This window comes from Devosia honganensis (assembly GCF_042648785.1).
GTDB lineage: Bacteria > Pseudomonadota > Alphaproteobacteria > Rhizobiales > Devosiaceae > Devosia > Devosia honganensis.
The window spans coordinates 827,021-844,043 of the sequence record NZ_JBHRYD010000001.1; the positions used below are offsets into that span (position 1 = coordinate 827,021).

15 protein-coding genes, 1 tRNA gene and 2 rRNA genes (1 of these 18 only partly in view) are annotated in these 17,023 nt (G+C 63.3%); 10 read left to right on the top strand and 8 right to left on the bottom strand.

What is annotated here, in order from left to right; translation table 11 throughout:
- Both ACFOOL_RS03940 and ACFOOL_RS03945 read right to left on the bottom strand, forming a co-directional pair.
- A complete protein-coding gene (locus ACFOOL_RS03940; protein ID WP_380095049.1) occupies positions 1 to 990 on the bottom strand; it encodes an ABC transporter permease subunit in 990 nt (329 codons plus the stop codon).
- Positions 980 to 2,251, bottom strand: a complete 1,272-nt coding sequence (locus ACFOOL_RS03945; protein WP_380095913.1) for an extracellular solute-binding protein — start codon at positions 2,249 to 2,251, stop codon at positions 980 to 982. Before ACFOOL_RS03945 ends, ACFOOL_RS03940 begins: the two co-directional genes overlap by 11 nt.
- 154 nt (positions 2,252 to 2,405) lie before the next feature.
- Here ACFOOL_RS03945 and ACFOOL_RS03950 point away from each other — a divergent pair, with 154 nt between their 5' ends.
- The 6 genes from ACFOOL_RS03950 to ACFOOL_RS03975 are packed head-to-tail and all read left to right on the top strand — an operon-like array spanning position 2,406 to position 8,057.
- Complete coding sequence (locus ACFOOL_RS03950) at positions 2,406 to 3,950, top strand: sn-glycerol-1-phosphate dehydrogenase (RefSeq protein WP_380095051.1); 1,545 nt, start codon at positions 2,406 to 2,408, stop codon at positions 3,948 to 3,950.
- A 24-nt stretch (positions 3,951 to 3,974) separates the two neighbouring features.
- Positions 3,975 to 4,421 (top strand): RpiB/LacA/LacB family sugar-phosphate isomerase, encoded by a 447-nt coding sequence (locus tag ACFOOL_RS03955; protein WP_380095053.1) that lies wholly within the window; start codon positions 3,975 to 3,977, stop codon positions 4,419 to 4,421.
- 9 nt (positions 4,422 to 4,430) lie between these two features.
- Positions 4,431 to 5,948 carry an FGGY-family carbohydrate kinase gene (locus ACFOOL_RS03960; protein ID WP_380095055.1) on the top strand — a complete coding sequence of 506 codons (1,518 nt, stop codon included), beginning with the start codon at positions 4,431 to 4,433 and terminating at the stop codon, positions 5,946 to 5,948.
- Positions 5,948 to 6,748, top strand: coding sequence for an HAD family hydrolase (locus tag ACFOOL_RS03965; RefSeq protein WP_380095056.1), 801 nt, complete (start codon positions 5,948 to 5,950; stop codon positions 6,746 to 6,748). The genes ACFOOL_RS03960 and ACFOOL_RS03965 overlap by 1 nt, the downstream gene beginning before the upstream one ends.
- 32 nt (positions 6,749 to 6,780) lie before the next feature.
- On the top strand, positions 6,781 to 7,104 hold the full coding sequence (locus tag ACFOOL_RS03970) for a hypothetical protein (protein WP_380095058.1): 324 nt from the start codon (positions 6,781 to 6,783) through the stop codon (positions 7,102 to 7,104).
- Entirely contained in the window at positions 7,101 to 8,057 is a 957-nt protein-coding gene (locus ACFOOL_RS03975; protein ID WP_380095060.1) for a sugar-binding transcriptional regulator, read from the top strand. The genes ACFOOL_RS03970 and ACFOOL_RS03975 overlap by 4 nt, the downstream gene beginning before the upstream one ends.
- 157 nt (positions 8,058 to 8,214) lie before the next feature.
- Here the strand turns inward: ACFOOL_RS03975 and ACFOOL_RS03980 are convergent.
- Positions 8,215 to 8,291 (bottom strand) — tRNA-Met (locus ACFOOL_RS03980).
- Between the two features lie 245 nt (positions 8,292 to 8,536).
- Here ACFOOL_RS03980 and ACFOOL_RS03985 point away from each other — a divergent pair.
- From ACFOOL_RS03985 to ACFOOL_RS04000, 4 genes are all read left to right on the top strand, one after another.
- Entirely contained in the window at positions 8,537 to 9,574 is a 1,038-nt protein-coding gene (locus ACFOOL_RS03985; RefSeq protein ID WP_380095062.1) for an aldo/keto reductase, read from the top strand.
- A gap of 96 nt (positions 9,575 to 9,670) precedes the next feature.
- Positions 9,671 to 9,982, top strand: a complete 312-nt coding sequence (locus ACFOOL_RS03990; protein WP_380095064.1) for a (2Fe-2S)-binding protein — start codon at positions 9,671 to 9,673, stop codon at positions 9,980 to 9,982.
- On the top strand, positions 9,948 to 10,433 hold the full coding sequence (gene bfr / locus ACFOOL_RS03995; RefSeq protein WP_380095065.1) for a bacterioferritin: 486 nt from the start codon (positions 9,948 to 9,950) through the stop codon (positions 10,431 to 10,433). Before ACFOOL_RS03990 ends, bfr begins: the two co-directional genes overlap by 35 nt.
- Before the next feature lie 81 nt (positions 10,434 to 10,514).
- On the top strand, positions 10,515 to 10,925 hold the full coding sequence (locus tag ACFOOL_RS04000) for a VOC family protein (protein WP_380095067.1): 411 nt from the start codon (positions 10,515 to 10,517) through the stop codon (positions 10,923 to 10,925).
- A 33-nt stretch (positions 10,926 to 10,958) separates the two neighbouring features.
- Here the strand turns inward: ACFOOL_RS04000 and ACFOOL_RS04005 are convergent, their stop codons facing one another.
- From ACFOOL_RS04005 to ACFOOL_RS04025, 5 genes are all read right to left on the bottom strand, one after another.
- Positions 10,959 to 11,927 carry an alpha/beta hydrolase gene (locus tag ACFOOL_RS04005; RefSeq protein WP_380095069.1) on the bottom strand — a complete coding sequence of 323 codons (969 nt, stop codon included), beginning with the start codon at positions 11,925 to 11,927 and terminating at the stop codon, positions 10,959 to 10,961.
- 445 nt (positions 11,928 to 12,372) lie between these two features.
- Positions 12,373 to 13,575: a lytic murein transglycosylase gene (locus ACFOOL_RS04010; RefSeq protein WP_380095071.1), complete on the bottom strand. Its 1,203-nt coding sequence runs from the start codon at positions 13,573 to 13,575 to the stop codon at positions 12,373 to 12,375.
- Positions 13,576 to 13,710: 135 nt separating this feature from the next.
- Positions 13,711 to 15,924 (bottom strand): mechanosensitive ion channel domain-containing protein, encoded by a 2,214-nt coding sequence (locus tag ACFOOL_RS04015; protein ID WP_380095073.1) that lies wholly within the window; start codon positions 15,922 to 15,924, stop codon positions 13,711 to 13,713.
- A gap of 138 nt (positions 15,925 to 16,062) precedes the next feature.
- Positions 16,063 to 16,178: ribosomal RNA gene (rrf, locus tag ACFOOL_RS04020) — 5S ribosomal RNA — on the bottom strand.
- A 106-nt stretch (positions 16,179 to 16,284) separates the two neighbouring features.
- A 23S ribosomal RNA gene (locus tag ACFOOL_RS04025) occupies positions 16,285 to 17,023 on the bottom strand (it continues 1,982 nt past the right edge of the window).

Sequence of the window (17,023 nt, forward strand, 5' to 3'; positions counted from 1 at the left end):
TCAGACCTGATAATTGACCTTCCGCTCGATGCCGCGGAACTGGAGGATGGTGAAAAGGATCGCCACGATCATCAGGATCACCGACTGGGCGGCGGAGGAGCCGAGGTCGAGCTGCACGAAGCCGTCCTGATAGACCTTGTAGACCAGGATATTGGTGGAACCGGCCGGACCGCCCTTGGTCACCGCATCGACGATGCCGAAGGTTTCGAACAGACCATAGGTGAAGTTCATGACGATCAGGAAGAATGCTGTCGGGGCGATCAGCGGCAGGGAAATGGTGAAGAAGCGACGCACCGGCCCCGCGCCATCCAGCCGGCTGGCTTCGAGCAGCGAATTGGGCACAGCCAGCAGCGCGGCCACGAGGAAGATGTAGTCGTAGCAGATATGCTTCCACACCGAGGCGATGACGATCAGCAATTGCGCGTCGAACGGCCGGCGGTTGGGGTCCCAGGGAATGCCCAGCGAATGCAGCATCTGCGCCAGGGGGCCGACGGCCGGATTGAACAGGAAAGCCCAGAGAATGCCCGAAATGACCGGGGCAATCGCATAGGGAATGAGGATGACCAGCTTGTAGACGCCCTTGCCGCGCGCCACGTAATCCGTCGCGAAAGCAAAAAGTAGAGCCAGGCCGATGGTGATGACGTTTTGCGACAGGGTGAACCAGAGGGTGATCCACGCGCTGTTCCGGTATTCGGCGCTGTTGAAAAGCCGGGTGAAGTTCTCCAGCCCGACGAAAATCTCGCGCGCGCCAAACGGATCCACCTGGACGAAGGCCAGTGAGAGCGCCTTGTAGGACGGAATAAAGAAGAAGAAGAGCAGTACCAGCAATTGCGGCGCCAGGAGCGCCGCCGCGATTCCACCATTGTTGAAATGCGCCGCCTTGAGGCCGGCATCCGAGGTCGGCAGGCTGAGCCACCGGCCGCGACGCCGCCGTGAGGAAGCAGAGGGCGCCGAAGCGCCCTCCACCTGTGCAGGGAGATCAGTTGCCATTTAGCTGCTCATACTGGCGCAGCACTTCGTTGCCGCGGGCAACAGCCTTGTCCAGCGCTTCCTGTGGCGATTGCTGGCCGGCCCAGACGCCCTGAAGCTCTTCCACGAGGATCTGGGTGGTCTGGTTGTGATTGCCGAAGCGGAAACCGCGGGAATTGTCAGTCGGCTCGGTGCGGTTGAGCTGGAGGATGGCGATTTCGCGCGTCGGATGCTCATCGAAATAACCGGCCGCCTTGGCCTTTTCATAGGCCGCATTGGTGATCGGCACATAGCCGGTCTCGGCAGCCCAACCTTCCTGAACGTCCGGGGAAGCCACGTAATCCAGGAAAGCGGCGGCCGCGGCATATTCGTCGTCGGACTGACCACCCAGAACCCAGAGAGCCGCTCCGCCGATAGTGCTGTTGAGGGGCTCGATGCTCTCTTCATGCGGCAGGTAGGTCGCGCTCCAATCGAATTGCGCACCGGATTCGACGCCGGCGTGAGCGGCGGTGGAGGCTGCAATGGTCGAGCAGGTGCCGGCCGTGAACAATTGCTCGGGCGACATGCCCTGGCCGGCGAGCTGGAGCACATTTGCATCCAGAAGGCGCTTCAGGCGCTCGACCTGACCGACGATCAGTTCGCTCTGGTTGTAGACGAACTCGGTACCCAAACCGCCATAGCCATTGGCCAAGGTGCCAAAGGGCTCGTCGTGGATAGCGGCGTAGTTCTCGATCAGGCTCCAGAAGAAGTCATTGGGCAGAACCATGGCGCAATCGGAAACGCCCTGTTCCTTGATCGCGACGAGCTGCGCTTCAACTTCCTGCCAGGTCTCGCCCGGCCCATCGAACCCGGCAGCCTTGAAGTGATCGACATTGTACCAGAAGATCGGCGAGGAACTGTTGAACGGCATGGCCGCAGCCTTGCCGTCCACCATGTAGAAGCCGGCGACCGGTGCAAGGAAATTGCCCCAGTCGATGTCGTAACCCTGCTGCTCCATCAATTCGTCGACCGGCACGATAGCGCCGGAATTGAGCATGGTCAGGAAGCCGCGCTCGGCGGCCTGCATGATGGTCGGCTGCTGGTTGACGCGATAGGCCGCAACCACGGCCGCCATGGTCTGTTCGTAGCTGCCCTTATAGACACCCACGACCTCATACTTGTCCTGAGATTCATTGAAGCTGGTGATCAGCCGCTGAAGAATTTCTTCCAGACGACCGCTATTGGCATACCACCATTCGATCTGGACACGGTCCTGCGACACCACGGGCACAGCCGCACTCATGGCCACGGCGGAAACGCCCAGCCCTACCGCCAGATTACGCACGAACCGCGCGACGTTACTTTTGATCTTTTGGGACATGTTATCTCCTCCATGCCTGCACGAGGCATACCGCCTTCTCTGCATTGACGGCAATGCTAGTCGTGCACGTGGACATGTGTCAATCTTAAAATACAAATGTATGTGCGTGCAAAATTCTAAGCGCCGCAGGGTCTTGAGCCCGGATAAGCCAAGCGTATGTCTCCGGCGTCGCCATGAATTGCGCAGCGATTTCACCCTAAGCCATGCGCTTGAAACTTTTGTGACAGTTGTGATACATCTGCTCATGAACGAGGATTTTTGTCATATGCCGACCCTTTCACCAGCGCTCAAATCTGCTCTTTCCGGCGCGAAATTCACCAAGGCCGTGGTTGTGGAAAGCGGCGGATTGGCGCGGCTTGGGGCGACGTTTGCCGAGTGTTTTCCCGGACGGCGGGCGATCGTCGTCGCCGATCTCAACACCTGGAAAGCCGCTGGCGAACGCGCCTTACAGGAATTGAATACGGCGGGAATCGAGACGGAAGCGCCCTATATTTTCGAGACCGAAGGCAAGCTGCCGGCCAATGCCGACCTGGCACGCCAATTGGCAGACTCCCTGCGCGACAAGGATTGCATCATTGTTGCCGTAGGCTCCGGCGTGCTCAACGATCTGGGCAAATATGCCAGCGGCATTCTCGGGCGGCCCTATCTCTGCGTTCCCACCGCCGCCTCCATGGACGGCTATTCCGCTTCCGGCGCCTCGCTGCTCGATGGTGGTTTCAAGCGCACCCTATCCTGTCCGCCCCCCGAGGCCATCGTCGCCGATCTCGACGTCATTGCCGCCGCGCCGGCCAAGATGGCGGGCTGGGGCTATGGTGATCTGGCGGGCAAGCTGGTGGCGGCGCTGGACTGGCACATTGCCGACACCCTGGGAGAGGATGCGATCAACCCGGTGCCATTCGCTCTGGTGCAGGACAATCTGGCGCAATGGCTGTCCAACCCCGAGGGCGTGGCCCGTGGCGAAGCCGACGCCATTCACGACCTGATCTCGGGCCTGCTGATATCAGGATTTGCCATTCAGGCCCATGGCGATTCGCGCCCCGCTAGCGGCAGCGAACATCAATTTGCCCATTTGTGGGAAATGGAAGGCCTCAAGGTCGACGGCTACCCTGCTTCCCACGGTGCCTGTGTGGGCTTGGCCAGTGTCGCCATGCTGGCGCTCTATGAGCATCTTCTGGCCGAGGACGTCACCGAGGCCGCGCGCGCCGCGCTGGGCAAAGCACAACCAGGCGAGCAGGCCTTGCGCGACCGGATCGATGGCCTCTTTCCGCTCCCGCACGTTCGCGAGGCGGCCTGGCTCGAAGGCCAGGCAAAACTTATCGAACCGGAGGCGCAGGAGGCGCGGCGCGAGAAAATAGCTGCCGCCTGGCCCGACCTGCTGCCGGAGCTGCGTGCCAAATTCATTCCGCCCGGCGAAATGGCGGCCAAGCTGCGCGCCACGGGGGCCCCGGTGCATCCCGAACAGATGAACATGTCGCTGGAAAGCCTCGAAAAAGACTTCCACCGGGCCCAGTTCGTCCGCCGCCGCTACACCTCGCTCGACCTGCTGCGCGACACGGGACTCTATGACCGCCTGGTCGCCGCAAGCTTCGCGCCGAGCGGCTACTGGCGGACACGCTCCTAAACCAATTTTTCCATGGAGGATGGAATGAACAAGATCATTATCGGCGCCGACAATCTGGGCGTCGAACTCAAGGCCGTGTTGCGCGAGCATCTCAAGGGCAAGGGGTGGGACGTCACCGATATCGGCGTCGACAGCACCGACCCGGTGGATTATCCCGATATCGCCATCGAATTGGCGCGCCGCATCAGCCGCAACGAATTCGAGCGCGGCATCCTGATCTGCGGGACGGGGGCCGGCATGGCGATCACCGCCAACAAGGTCGCCAATGTGCGCGCGGTCACCGTCACCGATCCCTATACCGCCGAGCGAGCCATTGCCTCCAACAATGCCCAGGTCATTACGCTCGGCGCTCTGATCACCGGTCCGTCGCTGGCAAAGATGCTCGTCGACATCTGGCTTGCCAACCAGTTCCAAGGTGGCAATTCGGCGCGCAAGGTGGACAAGATCGAAGCCGCCCGGTTCGCGGTCTGACAGCGAAACATGTCCTGCGTCATCGGCATTGACGGCGGCACGGAGTCCATCCGCGTCCATATTTTCGCCCTGGACGGAACCTGTCTCGGTTCGGCTGCCGCGCCTTATCCCACCCACTATCCGCAGCCGGGCTGGGCCGAGCAATCACCGTCCGATTGGTGGGCGGCGCTTGGTGTGGCCATGCATGCGGCGCTCGACGCCGCCGCGATCCCGCCGGACAGCGTATTGGCGCTGAGCCTGGCGACGACGTCCTGCACCCTGGCTATGCTTGATGAACAAGGCGAAGCGCTGGCGCCGGCCTTGCTGTGGATGGATATTCGCGCCGCCGAGGCAGCCGAGCGCGTCCGCGATGCCCGGGACGCCTTGCCGGAAACCAGGCGCAACCGGCATGGCCCGGTCTCGGCGGAATGGATGCTACCCAAGGTCCTTTGGCTGAAAGAGCATGCGCCCGATCTCTACCGGCGCAGTGTTACCATTTGCGAATATCAGGACTGGATGGTCCTTCGCCTCACCGGGCGCCTCGTCGGCAGCGTCAACACCGCATCCATCCGCTGGCATTACGACACCGAAATCGGCGGCGTGCCGCACGATCTGCTCAGCGCGCTGGATCTGGACGATCTGGCCGAAAAATGGCCCAGCGAAGTGTTGCGACCGGGCGAGGTGGTCGGCACGCTTACCCCGAAAGCAGCGGCACATCTGGGTCTGCCTGCGGGAGTTAAAGTCGTGCAGGGCGGTGCCGATGCCTTTATCGGCATGATCGGCGCCGGAGTGCATCAGCCGGGGCAAGTGGCCCTGATCTCCGGCTCCTCGCATCTGCAATTGGCCGTCAGCGCCACGCGCCGCAATATTCCCGGCTTATGGGGCAGCTATGCGGACGGCGTCTATCCCGCCCGGCATATCGTGGAGGGCGGACAATCCTCCTCCGGGTCCATGATCGCCTGGTTGGCGCGGCTGATCGGACGCAGCGAGGACCTGCAGCGGCTGAACGAAGAAGCCGAAACCCTGCCGCCGGGCTCCGATGGCCTGATGATCCTCGATCATTTCCAGGGCGGCCGCTCTCCCCGCACCGATGCCACATCGCGCGGCGCCATCGTCGGCTTGTCCCTCGCCCATACGCAGGCGCACCTGTTTCGCGCCGCTATCGAGGCAGTATGCCTGGGGACGGTCGCCGTGCTCGAAACCATGCGCGCACACGGCCTGCCGGTGCGGGACATGACCATCGTGGGCGGCGCGACCCGCTCGCCGCTCTGGCTGCAAATTCACGCCGATACATCCGGCCTGCCGCTGCATGTGCCCAGCGTCACCGATGGCCCCGGCATCGGCGCCGCCATCCTGGCCGCCTGCGGCGCCGGATGCTTCCCCGATCTCGATGCGGGCATCGCCAGCATGGTGCGCATCGCCCGTACCATCGAGCCGGATGTCGGCCGCCACCAAATCTATCGCAATCTCTTTGCCGACTATTTCTCGCTCTACCCGGCACTGTCTGCCTGGTCGGCCGAACGCCAGTCGGCTGGACAGGATCAATGATGAAATCCCTTCGAGAACTCACCCCGGCCAAACTGCAAGACGTGCGTATCCTCTTGAGCGATATCGACGACACCATCACCAGCGAGGGCCAGTTGGAAGCCCACGCCTATTCGGCCCTGCATCGGCTGAAGCAGGCGGGCTTCATCGTCATCCCCGTGACCGGCCGTCCCGCCGGCTGGTGCGATCATATCGCCCGCATGTGGCCGGTGGACGGCGTGATCGGGGAAAATGGCGCCTTCTATTTTGTCTATGATCGCGCCCGGAAAAAAATGCGGCAAGTGTTCTGGACCGATGACGACGCGATGCGCCGCAACCGGGCGCGTCTCGATGCGCTGGGCTCCGAGATTCTCGAGGCTATACCCGGCTGCGCGCTGGCCAGCGACCAGCCTTATCGGCTGGCCGACCTCGCGGTAGATTTTTGCGAGGACGTGCCGCCGCTCGCCGAGCATGACGTCGAACGGATCGTCGCCCAGTTCGAGAAGGCAGGCGCCACCGCCAAGGTGAGCTCCATTCACGTCAATGGCTGGTTCGGCGATTATGACAAGCTGACGATGACCCGGCGGATGCTGGCCGATGAATATAGCCTGGACGAAGCCCAGAGTGCCCGGAGCGTGATATTCGCCGGCGACTCGCCCAATGACGCCCCGATGTTCGGGGCCTTCGACCTATCGGTGGGCGTCGCCAATGTCCGCGACATGCTCCACCGCATCGCTTCGCCGCCGGCTTATGTAACAACCCACCATTCGGGAAAAGGCTTTTCCGAACTGGCCGATCATATCCTGGCCGCACGCGGAGCATAAAAGACCGCGATCGCCCAAGGGTACAGGATGGCATGAACATCTATCGGCATGGAGCGCTCGCAAAAGGCCGTGCTGACCCGGCTGCTCGGCCGGGGCCAGGGCGGCCGCCCAAGGCGGCGGCCCTGGGGGGCCTGGTCGCCACCAGCAATATCCATCTCGAAACGGTGCGCGCGCTCAAGACCATCAATTCGCTGATTGCCGCATTGCCTATGCAGTCCTCCGGCGGGCGGACAATCCGGGGATGCAAAGGGTTGAAATCAGTGCCAAAATGTTTCTATCGGCTGGCGAAGGAACCAAGCTGTGCTAGGAAATGCCAGATACTGCCGCTTGAGGCTCCAGGAGAGACGCGCCAATGAATCCTGAAGAAACCGAGCGCCAGATGCATATAAGAGCGGCTTGGCTCTACTACATGGAAGGCATGACGCAGGCCGACATCGCCCATATCCTCGGCACCACGCGCCTCAAGATCAATCGCATTCTCTCAGAAGCCCGCACCGATGGGCTGGTCAACATCACCATCAATTCGCCGCTGGTCAGCACCGTGGCGCTGGAGCGCGAACTCATTCGCGACTTCAACCTGGCCGACGCCGTGATCATTCCAACACCGGCCGAGGGTAGCCAGACCCAGAATCTCCTGGGCAAGGCGGCGGCGCAATTCGTCTCCCAATATATCGCGCGCAATACGGTCCGGCGCTTCGGCATTGGCTGGGGAGGCACTTTGCGCGAAATGGTCAACCAGCTTCCCGTCGGCAATTATTCGGACATGACCGTGATCTCGATCATGGGCGGGCTGACCCATGGCGCCGAATTCAACACCTTCAACATCGTCAGCGACATGGCGCGGCGCCTGGGGGCCCGCTGCGAATATCTGGCGGCTCCCATCTATGCCAGTTCGGAGCGCTCGCGAAACATCATCCTGGAGCAGGACGTGTTCCGGCACACGTTCGAGGAAATCGAGAAAGCCGACCTGGTCGTGGTCAGCATCGGCGATGCCACCAATCAGTCGCTGCTGATCAGCCGCGGCATTCCCCCCGATGCGTCGATGGAAGATCTGCGCGATGCGGGGGCGGTCACCGATATCTGCGGGCACTTTCTCGACGAGCATGGGGTCGAACTCGAATACGATCTCAATCGCCGCGCCATTACCGTATCGCTCGATGCCCTGCGCAAAATCCCGATGCGCGTCTTCGCTGCCGGCGGCGCTCACAAGACGCAGGCCATCGCGGCAGTGCTGCGGTCCGGCCTCATCTCGGTGCTGATCAGCGATGAGGATACGGCGCGCAAGGCCACTGCCCTGGCACGCAGTTGAGAGTTTCCGGGGGCACCGATGGCGTCGTGCATCGAACGGCTGACGCCGGCCACTGATCCGGTACCCACCGCTTCCACTATGCTTCCACATCCGAAAGCGAGCTCTGGCAGCGAAAAGAAAAACCCCTGAAAACCTTTCAGTTTTCAGGGGCTTAATTTGGTTGCGGGAGCAGGATTTGAACCTGCGACCTTCAGGTTATGAGCCTGACGAGCTACCGGGCTGCTCCATCCCGCGTCAAGCACCGGCGCTGCAGCGCGGTGTGAAGGCTATATAGGGGCTGGCGGGCGAGACCTCAAGCCCCCAAGGGGCCCGGGTGACGGTTTTTTGACGGGATCGGAAAAAGGCCGCCTTTCGGCGGGCCGGCTGTGGAAAACCCCGCGCCGTCCGGGTGGGCCGGCAAATGCCGCCCGACGGCTTTCCCAGGGCGGAAAGCTGGTTTAGGGTCCGGCTTCCCACCCGATCTCAATCACGGAATTCTCATGCAGTTCAAGACGCTTGGCCGCACGGACCTGCGGGTCACCGATATTTGCCTGGGCACCATGACCTGGGGCAGCCAGAACACCCAGGACGAGGGCCACGCCCAGATCGCCATGGCGCGCGATGCCGGCATCAACTTCATGGATACCGCCGAGGTCTATGCCGTGCCCGGCAGCCCCCAGACCAGCGGCCGCACCGAGACGATCATCGGCAACTGGTTCGCCGCCCACAAGGATCGCGACCGGTGGGTGCTGGCCACCAAGATCGCCGGCGGCGGCAGCGCTCATATAAGGGGCGGGCGCCGCCCCGACGCCGCCTCGCTGCGCGAGGCGCTGGAGGGCAGCCTGCGACGCCTCCAGACCGATTATGTCGATCTCTACCAGATCCACTGGGCCAGCCGCGGCCATTATCATTTCGACAATTACTGGCATTACGCCCCCCACGAACAGGATACCGGGCGGGTCCTGGCCGATATGGAGGAGGTGCTCGATACGCTGGGCGCGCTGGTGCGCGAGGGCAAGATCCGCCATTTCGGCGTTTCCAACGAAACCGCCTGGGGCATTACCCAATGGTTGCGCCTCGCCCACGAGAAGAACCTGCCGCGGCTGGTCTCGGTGCAGAACGAATACAGCCTCCTGCGCCGTATCTTCGACCACGACCTGGCCGAGATCAGCCACCACGAGAATGTGGGCCTGCTGGCCTATTCGCCGCTCGCCGCCGGCCTCCTGACGGGCAAATATTTCGACGGCGCCACCCCCGCGGGCAGCCGCAAGGACTACCAGAAAGGCATGTGGCGGCTGACCGAGCATTCCGAACGCGCCGCCAAGGCATATCACGAAGTGGCGGCGCGCCACGGCCTCGATCCGGTGCAGATGGCCATCGCCTTCTGCCGCAGCCGTCCCTTCGTCACCTCCACGCTCATCGGCGCCACCAGCATCGACCAGCTGACGACCGTGCTGGGCGCAGCCGAGCTCGCGCTGTCGCCCGCCGTGCTGGCCGATATCGAGGCGGTGCATCGCCGCCATCCCCGCCCCATCTGAACGGACCCCGCCCGGCCCGGACGCGACAATTATGACGTTGACATTCATGTATGCACGGCGTTTAGTCCGCCGCGTTGAGAACTCCGACGGCCCGCCATGCTTGTCTGCCAGTGCAATATGATCACCTCGAGGGAGATCGAGGATATCGTGCTCGAACTGCTCAAGGCCGATCCCTGGCAGCTCGTGGTGCCGGCCAAGGTCTATGCCGAACTCAATCGCCGCGCGAAATGCTCAGGCTGCGTACCGAATGTGGTGGACATTATCGTTCGCGTCACGGAAAACTACCACGCACAGCAAGCCCATCCGCCCGCTGAGCTGGTCAGTCTCCAGTCCGGGTTGGAAAAGCTGAAAAAGCAACGGATCGGAGTACGTCGTGAAAGGCGAAGCACAGGTCATCGAGCGGCTTAACGAAGCCCTTTTCCTCGAACTCGGCGCGGTGAACCAATATTGGGTGCATTACCGGCTGCTGGACGATTGGGGCTATAAGCGCCTTGCCGCCAAGGAGCGCGCCGAATCCATCGAGGAGATGCACCACGCCGACAAGCTGATCGAGCGCATCATCTTCCTCGAGGGCCATCCCAACCTGCAGCGCGTCGCGCCGCTGCGCATCGGCCAGTCGATCAAGGAAGTGCTGGATGCGGACCTGGCCGGGGAATACGAAGCCCGTTCCGCCTACAAGGCCAGCCGCGAGCTCTGCGAGGAACTCGGCGACTATGTGACCAAGAACCTGTTCGAGGAATTGCTGGCCGACGAGGAAGGCCATATCGACTTTCTCGAGACCCAGCTCGAACTGCTCGATAAGATCGGCGAGGAAAAATACGGCCAGCTCAACTCGGCGCCCGCCGACGAGGCCGACTAGGCGCCATTACTGACAATCCCTGACCAGGCGCCCGGACATGGTTCCGGGCGTCTGCCTTGAGAGCGAGGCGAGGAGAGAGCCATGCAGTTCCATACCGGACGGCTGATCGACCACGTGCATCTGCGGGCGCGCAACGTCACCAATACCCGCTATTTCTACGAAACCGTGCTGGGCGTGCTCGGCATCTCCGTCACCGCCAAGGGCGAGGGCTGGTTCCAGATCGATGAGCTTTTCGTCGACGCCGCCGATGCCCGCACCGTGCCCACCCATGTCCACCTGGCCTTCCAGGCCAGGGACCGCGAAACGGTCGACGCCTTTTACCAGGCGGCGCTCTCGGCCGGCGGCACCGACAATGGCGCGCCCGGCGAGCGGCACTATCACCCGGGCTATTACGCCTGCTTCGTGCTCGATCCGGACGGCAACAATATCGAGGCGGTGTTCCACGGCCCCAACCGGCGCTCGGCGCCCTCGATCGTCATCGAACCGCTGTGACCGAACCGGCGGAAAACTCCGCGCCGAACACCCTCATTCCTCGATAGGCTGGAACATCTCGTTGAGCCGGCGGATGATCTCGTCGGTGGGCGCGATGGAATCGGGCAGCATTTCGGGCGCGTCGGGCGCGACCGCCAGATAGGGCACGCCGCTGGGGAAGGCACCGAAACGCTGGAAAAAGCTCACCATGTCGTCCAATACCGGCATGCGCCAGCGCCACAGCGCACCCATGGCGATCACCGGCTCCATATGGCCGAACCCCTCGTAATATTGCGTCGTCACCCACACGCCCTGCGCCCGCAGCCGGTCGGCGAAGCGCTCGGTGTTCTGCATGCGTACGATAGGATCGCTGGTGCCGGTGGCCAGATACATGGGCGGCGCCTCGGCGGTAATGAGGTTGATGGGCTGCGTCCCCTCGGGGCTGGGCGCCTGGCCGAAGGCCTCCTGCACTTCGAAATATTCGAACGGATAGAAGTCATAGGGACCGGACAGGGCCGCCACGCCCAGGATGGGCAGGGTGACCCCATATTCGCGGCGGAAGGACGGATCGAGCGCCAGCATCACCGCATTATAGGCGCCGGCCGAATGACCCGCGAGAAACAGCCGGTTCGGGTCGCCCCCATAGGCGGCGATATTGTCCTGCACCCAGCGCAGCGCATTGGCGCTGTCCTCGAGAAAGCCGGGATAGCGCACCTCGGGCACGAGGCGGTAATCGGCGATCACGGCGACGAAGCCGCGCGAGGCCAGGGCCCGGCCCACGAACTGGTAATCCGCCCGGTCGCCTCGGCTCCAGCCGCCGCCATAGATGAAAAACACCACCGGGGCCGGGGCGCCGCGCTGTTCGGGGGCATAGACGTCGAGCTTGTGGCGCGGCCCGTCGGCATAGGCGATGCCCTCGCCCACCCGCGCCGTGCCGCCATCCATCGCCGCGGGGATATTGAACGGGTCCATCATCGAGACCGCATGGGCGGCGCCGGGAAGCAGGGCAGCGAGCAGAATCAATGCCCTGAGGAGGTGACGGAGAACAGGCATGGCTGGAAGCATGGGGCGTGAACGAGGTCCGGTAGGAAGGCGATACTGCCGCCAAAAGCCGGGCATATTATGGCGCCGGAATGGGCGAAGGCAGGCGCGCCGTCCAGCGGTCGCTCGCCTGCCCTCTGCTTAAGCGGGCCGATTCTGCGCCCGCTTCGTTAACGGGAACTTAACGGCAGACCCTGGATTGATCACGTTTGCCGGAAGGCCTGGCGCCCGGGTTTCGGGGCTCCGAGGCCGGCCCTCGGGTCAGCGCTTGTGCGGGCAACAACGATCAAACCAATCCCGAGCCCGCACCCTCATTCCCTCCCCGCAAGGAGGAGGGAGGCGAAGGGGCCGGGCTCACAGATTTTTCCATAGGCAATTCCCCCTCAAGAGGGAGGGAGCGCCGCTGCGTCCATCACCGCATGAAAGCCTAGCGCTTCAGCCGGTCGAGCAGCAGCCCCGAGACGTGACCGTCGGCGGGCAGACCGGCGCGGGCCTGATAGGCCATGACCGCGGCACGGGTGCGAGGGCCGACGACGCCGTCGGGCGTGCCCACATCGTAGCCGGCGCGGGCGAGCAGGGTCTGCAATTCGGTGCGCTGCGCCTTGCCCAGCGAATAGTCGCCCGCCGGCCAGGAGGTCGCAAAGCTGCCGCCCCCCAGGATCCGGTCAGCCAGATGGCCCACGGCCAGGGCGTAGGAATCGGAATTATTGTAGCGTTTGATGACGTCGAAATTGGGCAGCAGCAGGAAGGCCGGCCCATTGGCGCCGGCGGGCATGTAGAGCCGCCCCACATCGTCGGGGCGCGGGAAGGCACGGCCGGAGACGCGGGTGACGCCCATGGCCTGCCACCGGCTGAGCGGCGCCTTTTCCAGGGCGCGCGCGGCGGCGAAATCGAAGCCCTGCGGCAGCTTGACCTCATAGCCCCAGGTCTCGCCCGGGCGCCAGCCGAAGCTCTTGAGATAGTTCGCGGTCGAGCCCAGGGCGTCGGGCACGGAATTCCAGATATCCTTCTTGCCGTCGCCATTATAGTCGACCGCATAGCGCATGAAGCTCGAGGGCATGAACTGGGTATGGCCCATGGCCCCGGCCCAGGACCCCACCATGGAGCGCGGGCTGACATGGCCGTCCGAGACGATGCGCAGCGCTGTCACCAGCTCCGAGCGGAAGAAATCGGCGCGATAGCCGTTTTCGGTGAGCGTGGCGAGAGCATGGATGGTGTTGTTGCCGCCCATGAAGCCGCCGAAATTGGTCTCCATGCCCCAGATGGCGAGGACGATCTCGGGCTGCACGCCATAGCGCTGCTGCGCCCCGGCCAGGGTCTGCGCCCATTCCCGGCGCATGGCCTGTCCCTTGGACGCCTGGGCGGCGGTGACGCGCTTGTCGATATATTGCTGCACGGTCTGGGTGAATTCGGGCTGCTTGCGCGTCAGCTCGATCACCTGCGGAATAGGGCTGTAACCGGCAAAGGCTGCCTCGAACGCCTGCCGGCTCACTCCGGCGCGCTCGGCCTCGGGCCACAGCCCCCGCACGAAATCGGCGCTGCTAGCCTGGGCGGAAACGGTCAGGGGCAGCCCGGCCGTGGCGGCCAGGACGAGGAGGGCCCCCAGGAAACGGAAACGGGAACGGGTCATGTCGGGCCTCGTGATACGCGCTACGAAAAAGTCACGAAACGCGCCGGCGGTGCCGCAGCGGGCGCGCGTATCAAAGAATTAACGCATCCGATTAAGATGAGCTTAAGGCAAAGGTCCGGCGCGTTCACAACCCGGTCAGCGCGCCGGCCCGGCCTCCTCGTCGCGGCCGCGACGCAGGACACGACCCGAAGCGCGCGCCTCCCCGCCCTGCACATAGGTGATGTGGGGATAGGGGATCTCGATATCGCGCTCGGCGAAGATGGCCTTGACCAGTTCGTTATAGCGCCGCCCGATGGCCCAGTGCTTGCCCGGCAGGGTCTTGATGCGCGCCCGCACGGTGACGGCGGAGGCGGCAAAGCCGATGACGCCCTGCATGTCGAGATCGTCGATGATCTCGTCCTTGTGCTCGGTCTGCATCAGCCGCTCGAACGCCTCGCGCATCGCCGCCTTCACCTCCTCGATATCGCTGTCATAGGCGACGCCGATCTCGGCGACATGGAAGGAGAAGCCGCGCATCATGTTGCTGACCTGATCGACCGAGGAAAAGGGGATCAGATGTACCGTGCCGGCCAGGTCGCGAATGGTGACCGAGCGGATGGTGAGCTTTTCCACCACGCCGGACTTGTCGCCGACCGCCACCACGTCGCCCTCGTTCATCACGTTCTCGAACTGGATGAAGATGCCGGTGATGATGTCCTGCACCAGCTTCTGGGCGCCAAAGCCGATGGCCAGGCCCACCACACCGGCACCGGCCAGCAGGGGGGCGATGTTGACCCCGATCTGGGCGAGCGCCAGCATGCCCCCGAAAATCGCCAATGCCACGGTGAAGGCATTCTTGAACAGGTTGAGCAGGGTCTTTTCGCGCGGCGTCGGCATCTTGCCGATGGAGGTGTTGAGCCGGTATTCGACCCAGGACGCCACCACCACATGCAGCACGATGGCGATAAGCACGATAAGCGCCGCCGAGACCGCCGAACCGGCGACGGCCAGCCCCTCCTCCGTGCTCACCCAGCCGACGAAATCGAACAGCGCCCAGGCCTGCCCGATGGCCAGCAGCACCGCCGCGATCACGATCCAGCGCACCACCGCCATGACCCCGGGCACGAAGGCACGCAGCCGCGTCTCCAGCAGCGGCAGGCGCTGGCGCACATCCTCGGGCAGGCTGAGCCCGGCGCTGACGAACCGGCTGATGAAGCCGACCACCAGCGAGCCGATGGCCACGGCGATCAGCGACTGCATGGTGGCCCCAATCATGAAGGGCAGCGCCCGCTCCGGATTGGCGAACCATACCAGCAGCAGCGCCAGGAGATAGGTGATGGCGAGCACGTGCCAATACTGGCCGATGATGACGAGGATGCGCCCCAGCCCGTCATTGTCGCGCCGGCGCGCCATATCGGCCAGCCAGTTGCGTACATCGTCCTTGTTCTGCAGCACGATGACGATGGCGATGGTGACCGCCGTGGCCATGACCAGCACCTGCGCCGCCGCCCCGGCCGCCGGCGACACCACGCCGGCCAGCATCGGCGCGACGAACAGGAAAGTGTAGCCGATGAGCGACAGCAACCGCCCCAGCCAGAACGACCAATAGACCGCGTCGTCGTCCCGGATCGGCAGGACGCGCAGCGCGGCGAAGCGCGGCGCCAGCACCAGGCGGATCGCCAGCTTGGACAATTCGACGAGCAGGAAGGCGTTGAGCAGCAGCGACTGGTTGATGCCCATCTGCCCACCCGGCATTGTGCCGGTATTGAGCGCGATGGCATAGCCCAGCGCCCAGGCGACGACGAGGCTGGCCGCGTCGGCCAGCAGCGCCAGCACCAGCCCGCCCAACCGCCGCATCAGCCCGGCCCCCGTCATGCGCGCGGCAATGCGCCGACCGATGGCATTGGTGATGAGGCGCAACAGGAAGAAGCTGCCGAACAGGCCGAGGATCAGCAGGCCGATATTGACCGCCACCATGCGCAGCGCATCGGCGTCGGCGCTGGCCGACCCGCTGAACACCTGCTGGATATTGGCGGCGGCGTTCGCCAGCGCCCGCAGCGTCGTCGATGCCCCCTCGGCGACGCTCCTGGTATATTCGGCCAGTTGCCGGGCGATGCTGAGATCAGGTGCAGCCGCCGGCTCCGCCGCCGTCTCGCCCGCGGGAGCGGCCCGGCGCAGCCGCTCGATCAGCTCGGCCCGGGCCGCGTCGTCCTCGAGGATGCGGATGAGCTCCTCCGCCGCCGCATCGGGCGCGGCCCCGGCCGCGGGCGGCTCCTGGGCCAATGCCGGCGACAGCAGGAAAATAGCGAGGAGCAGGGAGAGAATGAAACGCATGCGGCTCGGAACCAGGATGGCGGAGGGATCAAGCATGGCTGATGCCGGGCCGAAATCAACCCGCTTTATCGCAGCTCGAGGCCCGCAAGGGCTCCAAACGCAAAAACCCTCCGCCGTTTCCGGCAGAGGGTTTTCAAAATCGTTTCGACATCGAGACGCATATGTTTTTTGCAGACCTTGCAGTGACCTACTCTCCCAAGCCTTAAGACTTAGTACCATTGGCGCAGAGGAATTTGACGGTCGAGTTCGGGATGGGATCGGGTCTTGGGCTCCTCGCAAAAACCACAAGGTCAGCGAAAAACATATGCGGTGAATTCTGGATTTGTCTGTGCGTGATTTCACGCGGTGTCTGGACCGATCATCAAACGCATGTCTTGCGGACATTGATTAATGAGAACGATCAAGCCAATCGAGCTATTAGTACCGGTAAGCTTCACACATTGCTGCGCTTCCACACCCGGCCTATCGACGTGGTGGTCTTCCACGGCTCTCAAGGGAATACTCGTTTTGAGGGAGGCTTCCTGCTTAGATGCTTTCAGCAGTTATCCCGTCCGAACTTAGCTACCCTGCAATGCGGCTGGCGCCACAACAGGTCCACCAGAGGTTCGTCCATCCCGGTCCTCTCGTACTAGGGACAGCTCCTCTCAATATTCCAACACCCACGGCAGATAGGGACCGAACTGTCTCACGACGTTCTGAACCCAGCTCACGTACCACTTTAAATGGCGAACAGCCATACCCTTGGGACCTGCTCCAGCCCCAGGATGTGATGAGCCGACATCGAGGTGCCAAACAATGCCGTCGCTATGGACGCTTGGGCATTATCAGCCTGTTATCCCCAGAGTACCTTTTATTCGTTGAGCGATGGCCCTTCCACACGGGACCACCGGATCACTATGACCGACTTTCGTCTCTGCTCGACTTGTCAGTCTCGCAGTCAGGCAGGCTTATGCCATTGCACTCGACGACCGATTTCCGACCGGTCTGAGCCCACCATCGCGCGCCTCCGTTACTCTTTGGGAGGCGACCGCCCCAGTCAAACTACCCACCATGCGCTGTCCCGGATGCTGTTACACCGCGGTTAGACACCTATGACGATAAGGGTGGTATCTCATCTTGCGGCTCCACCTGGGCT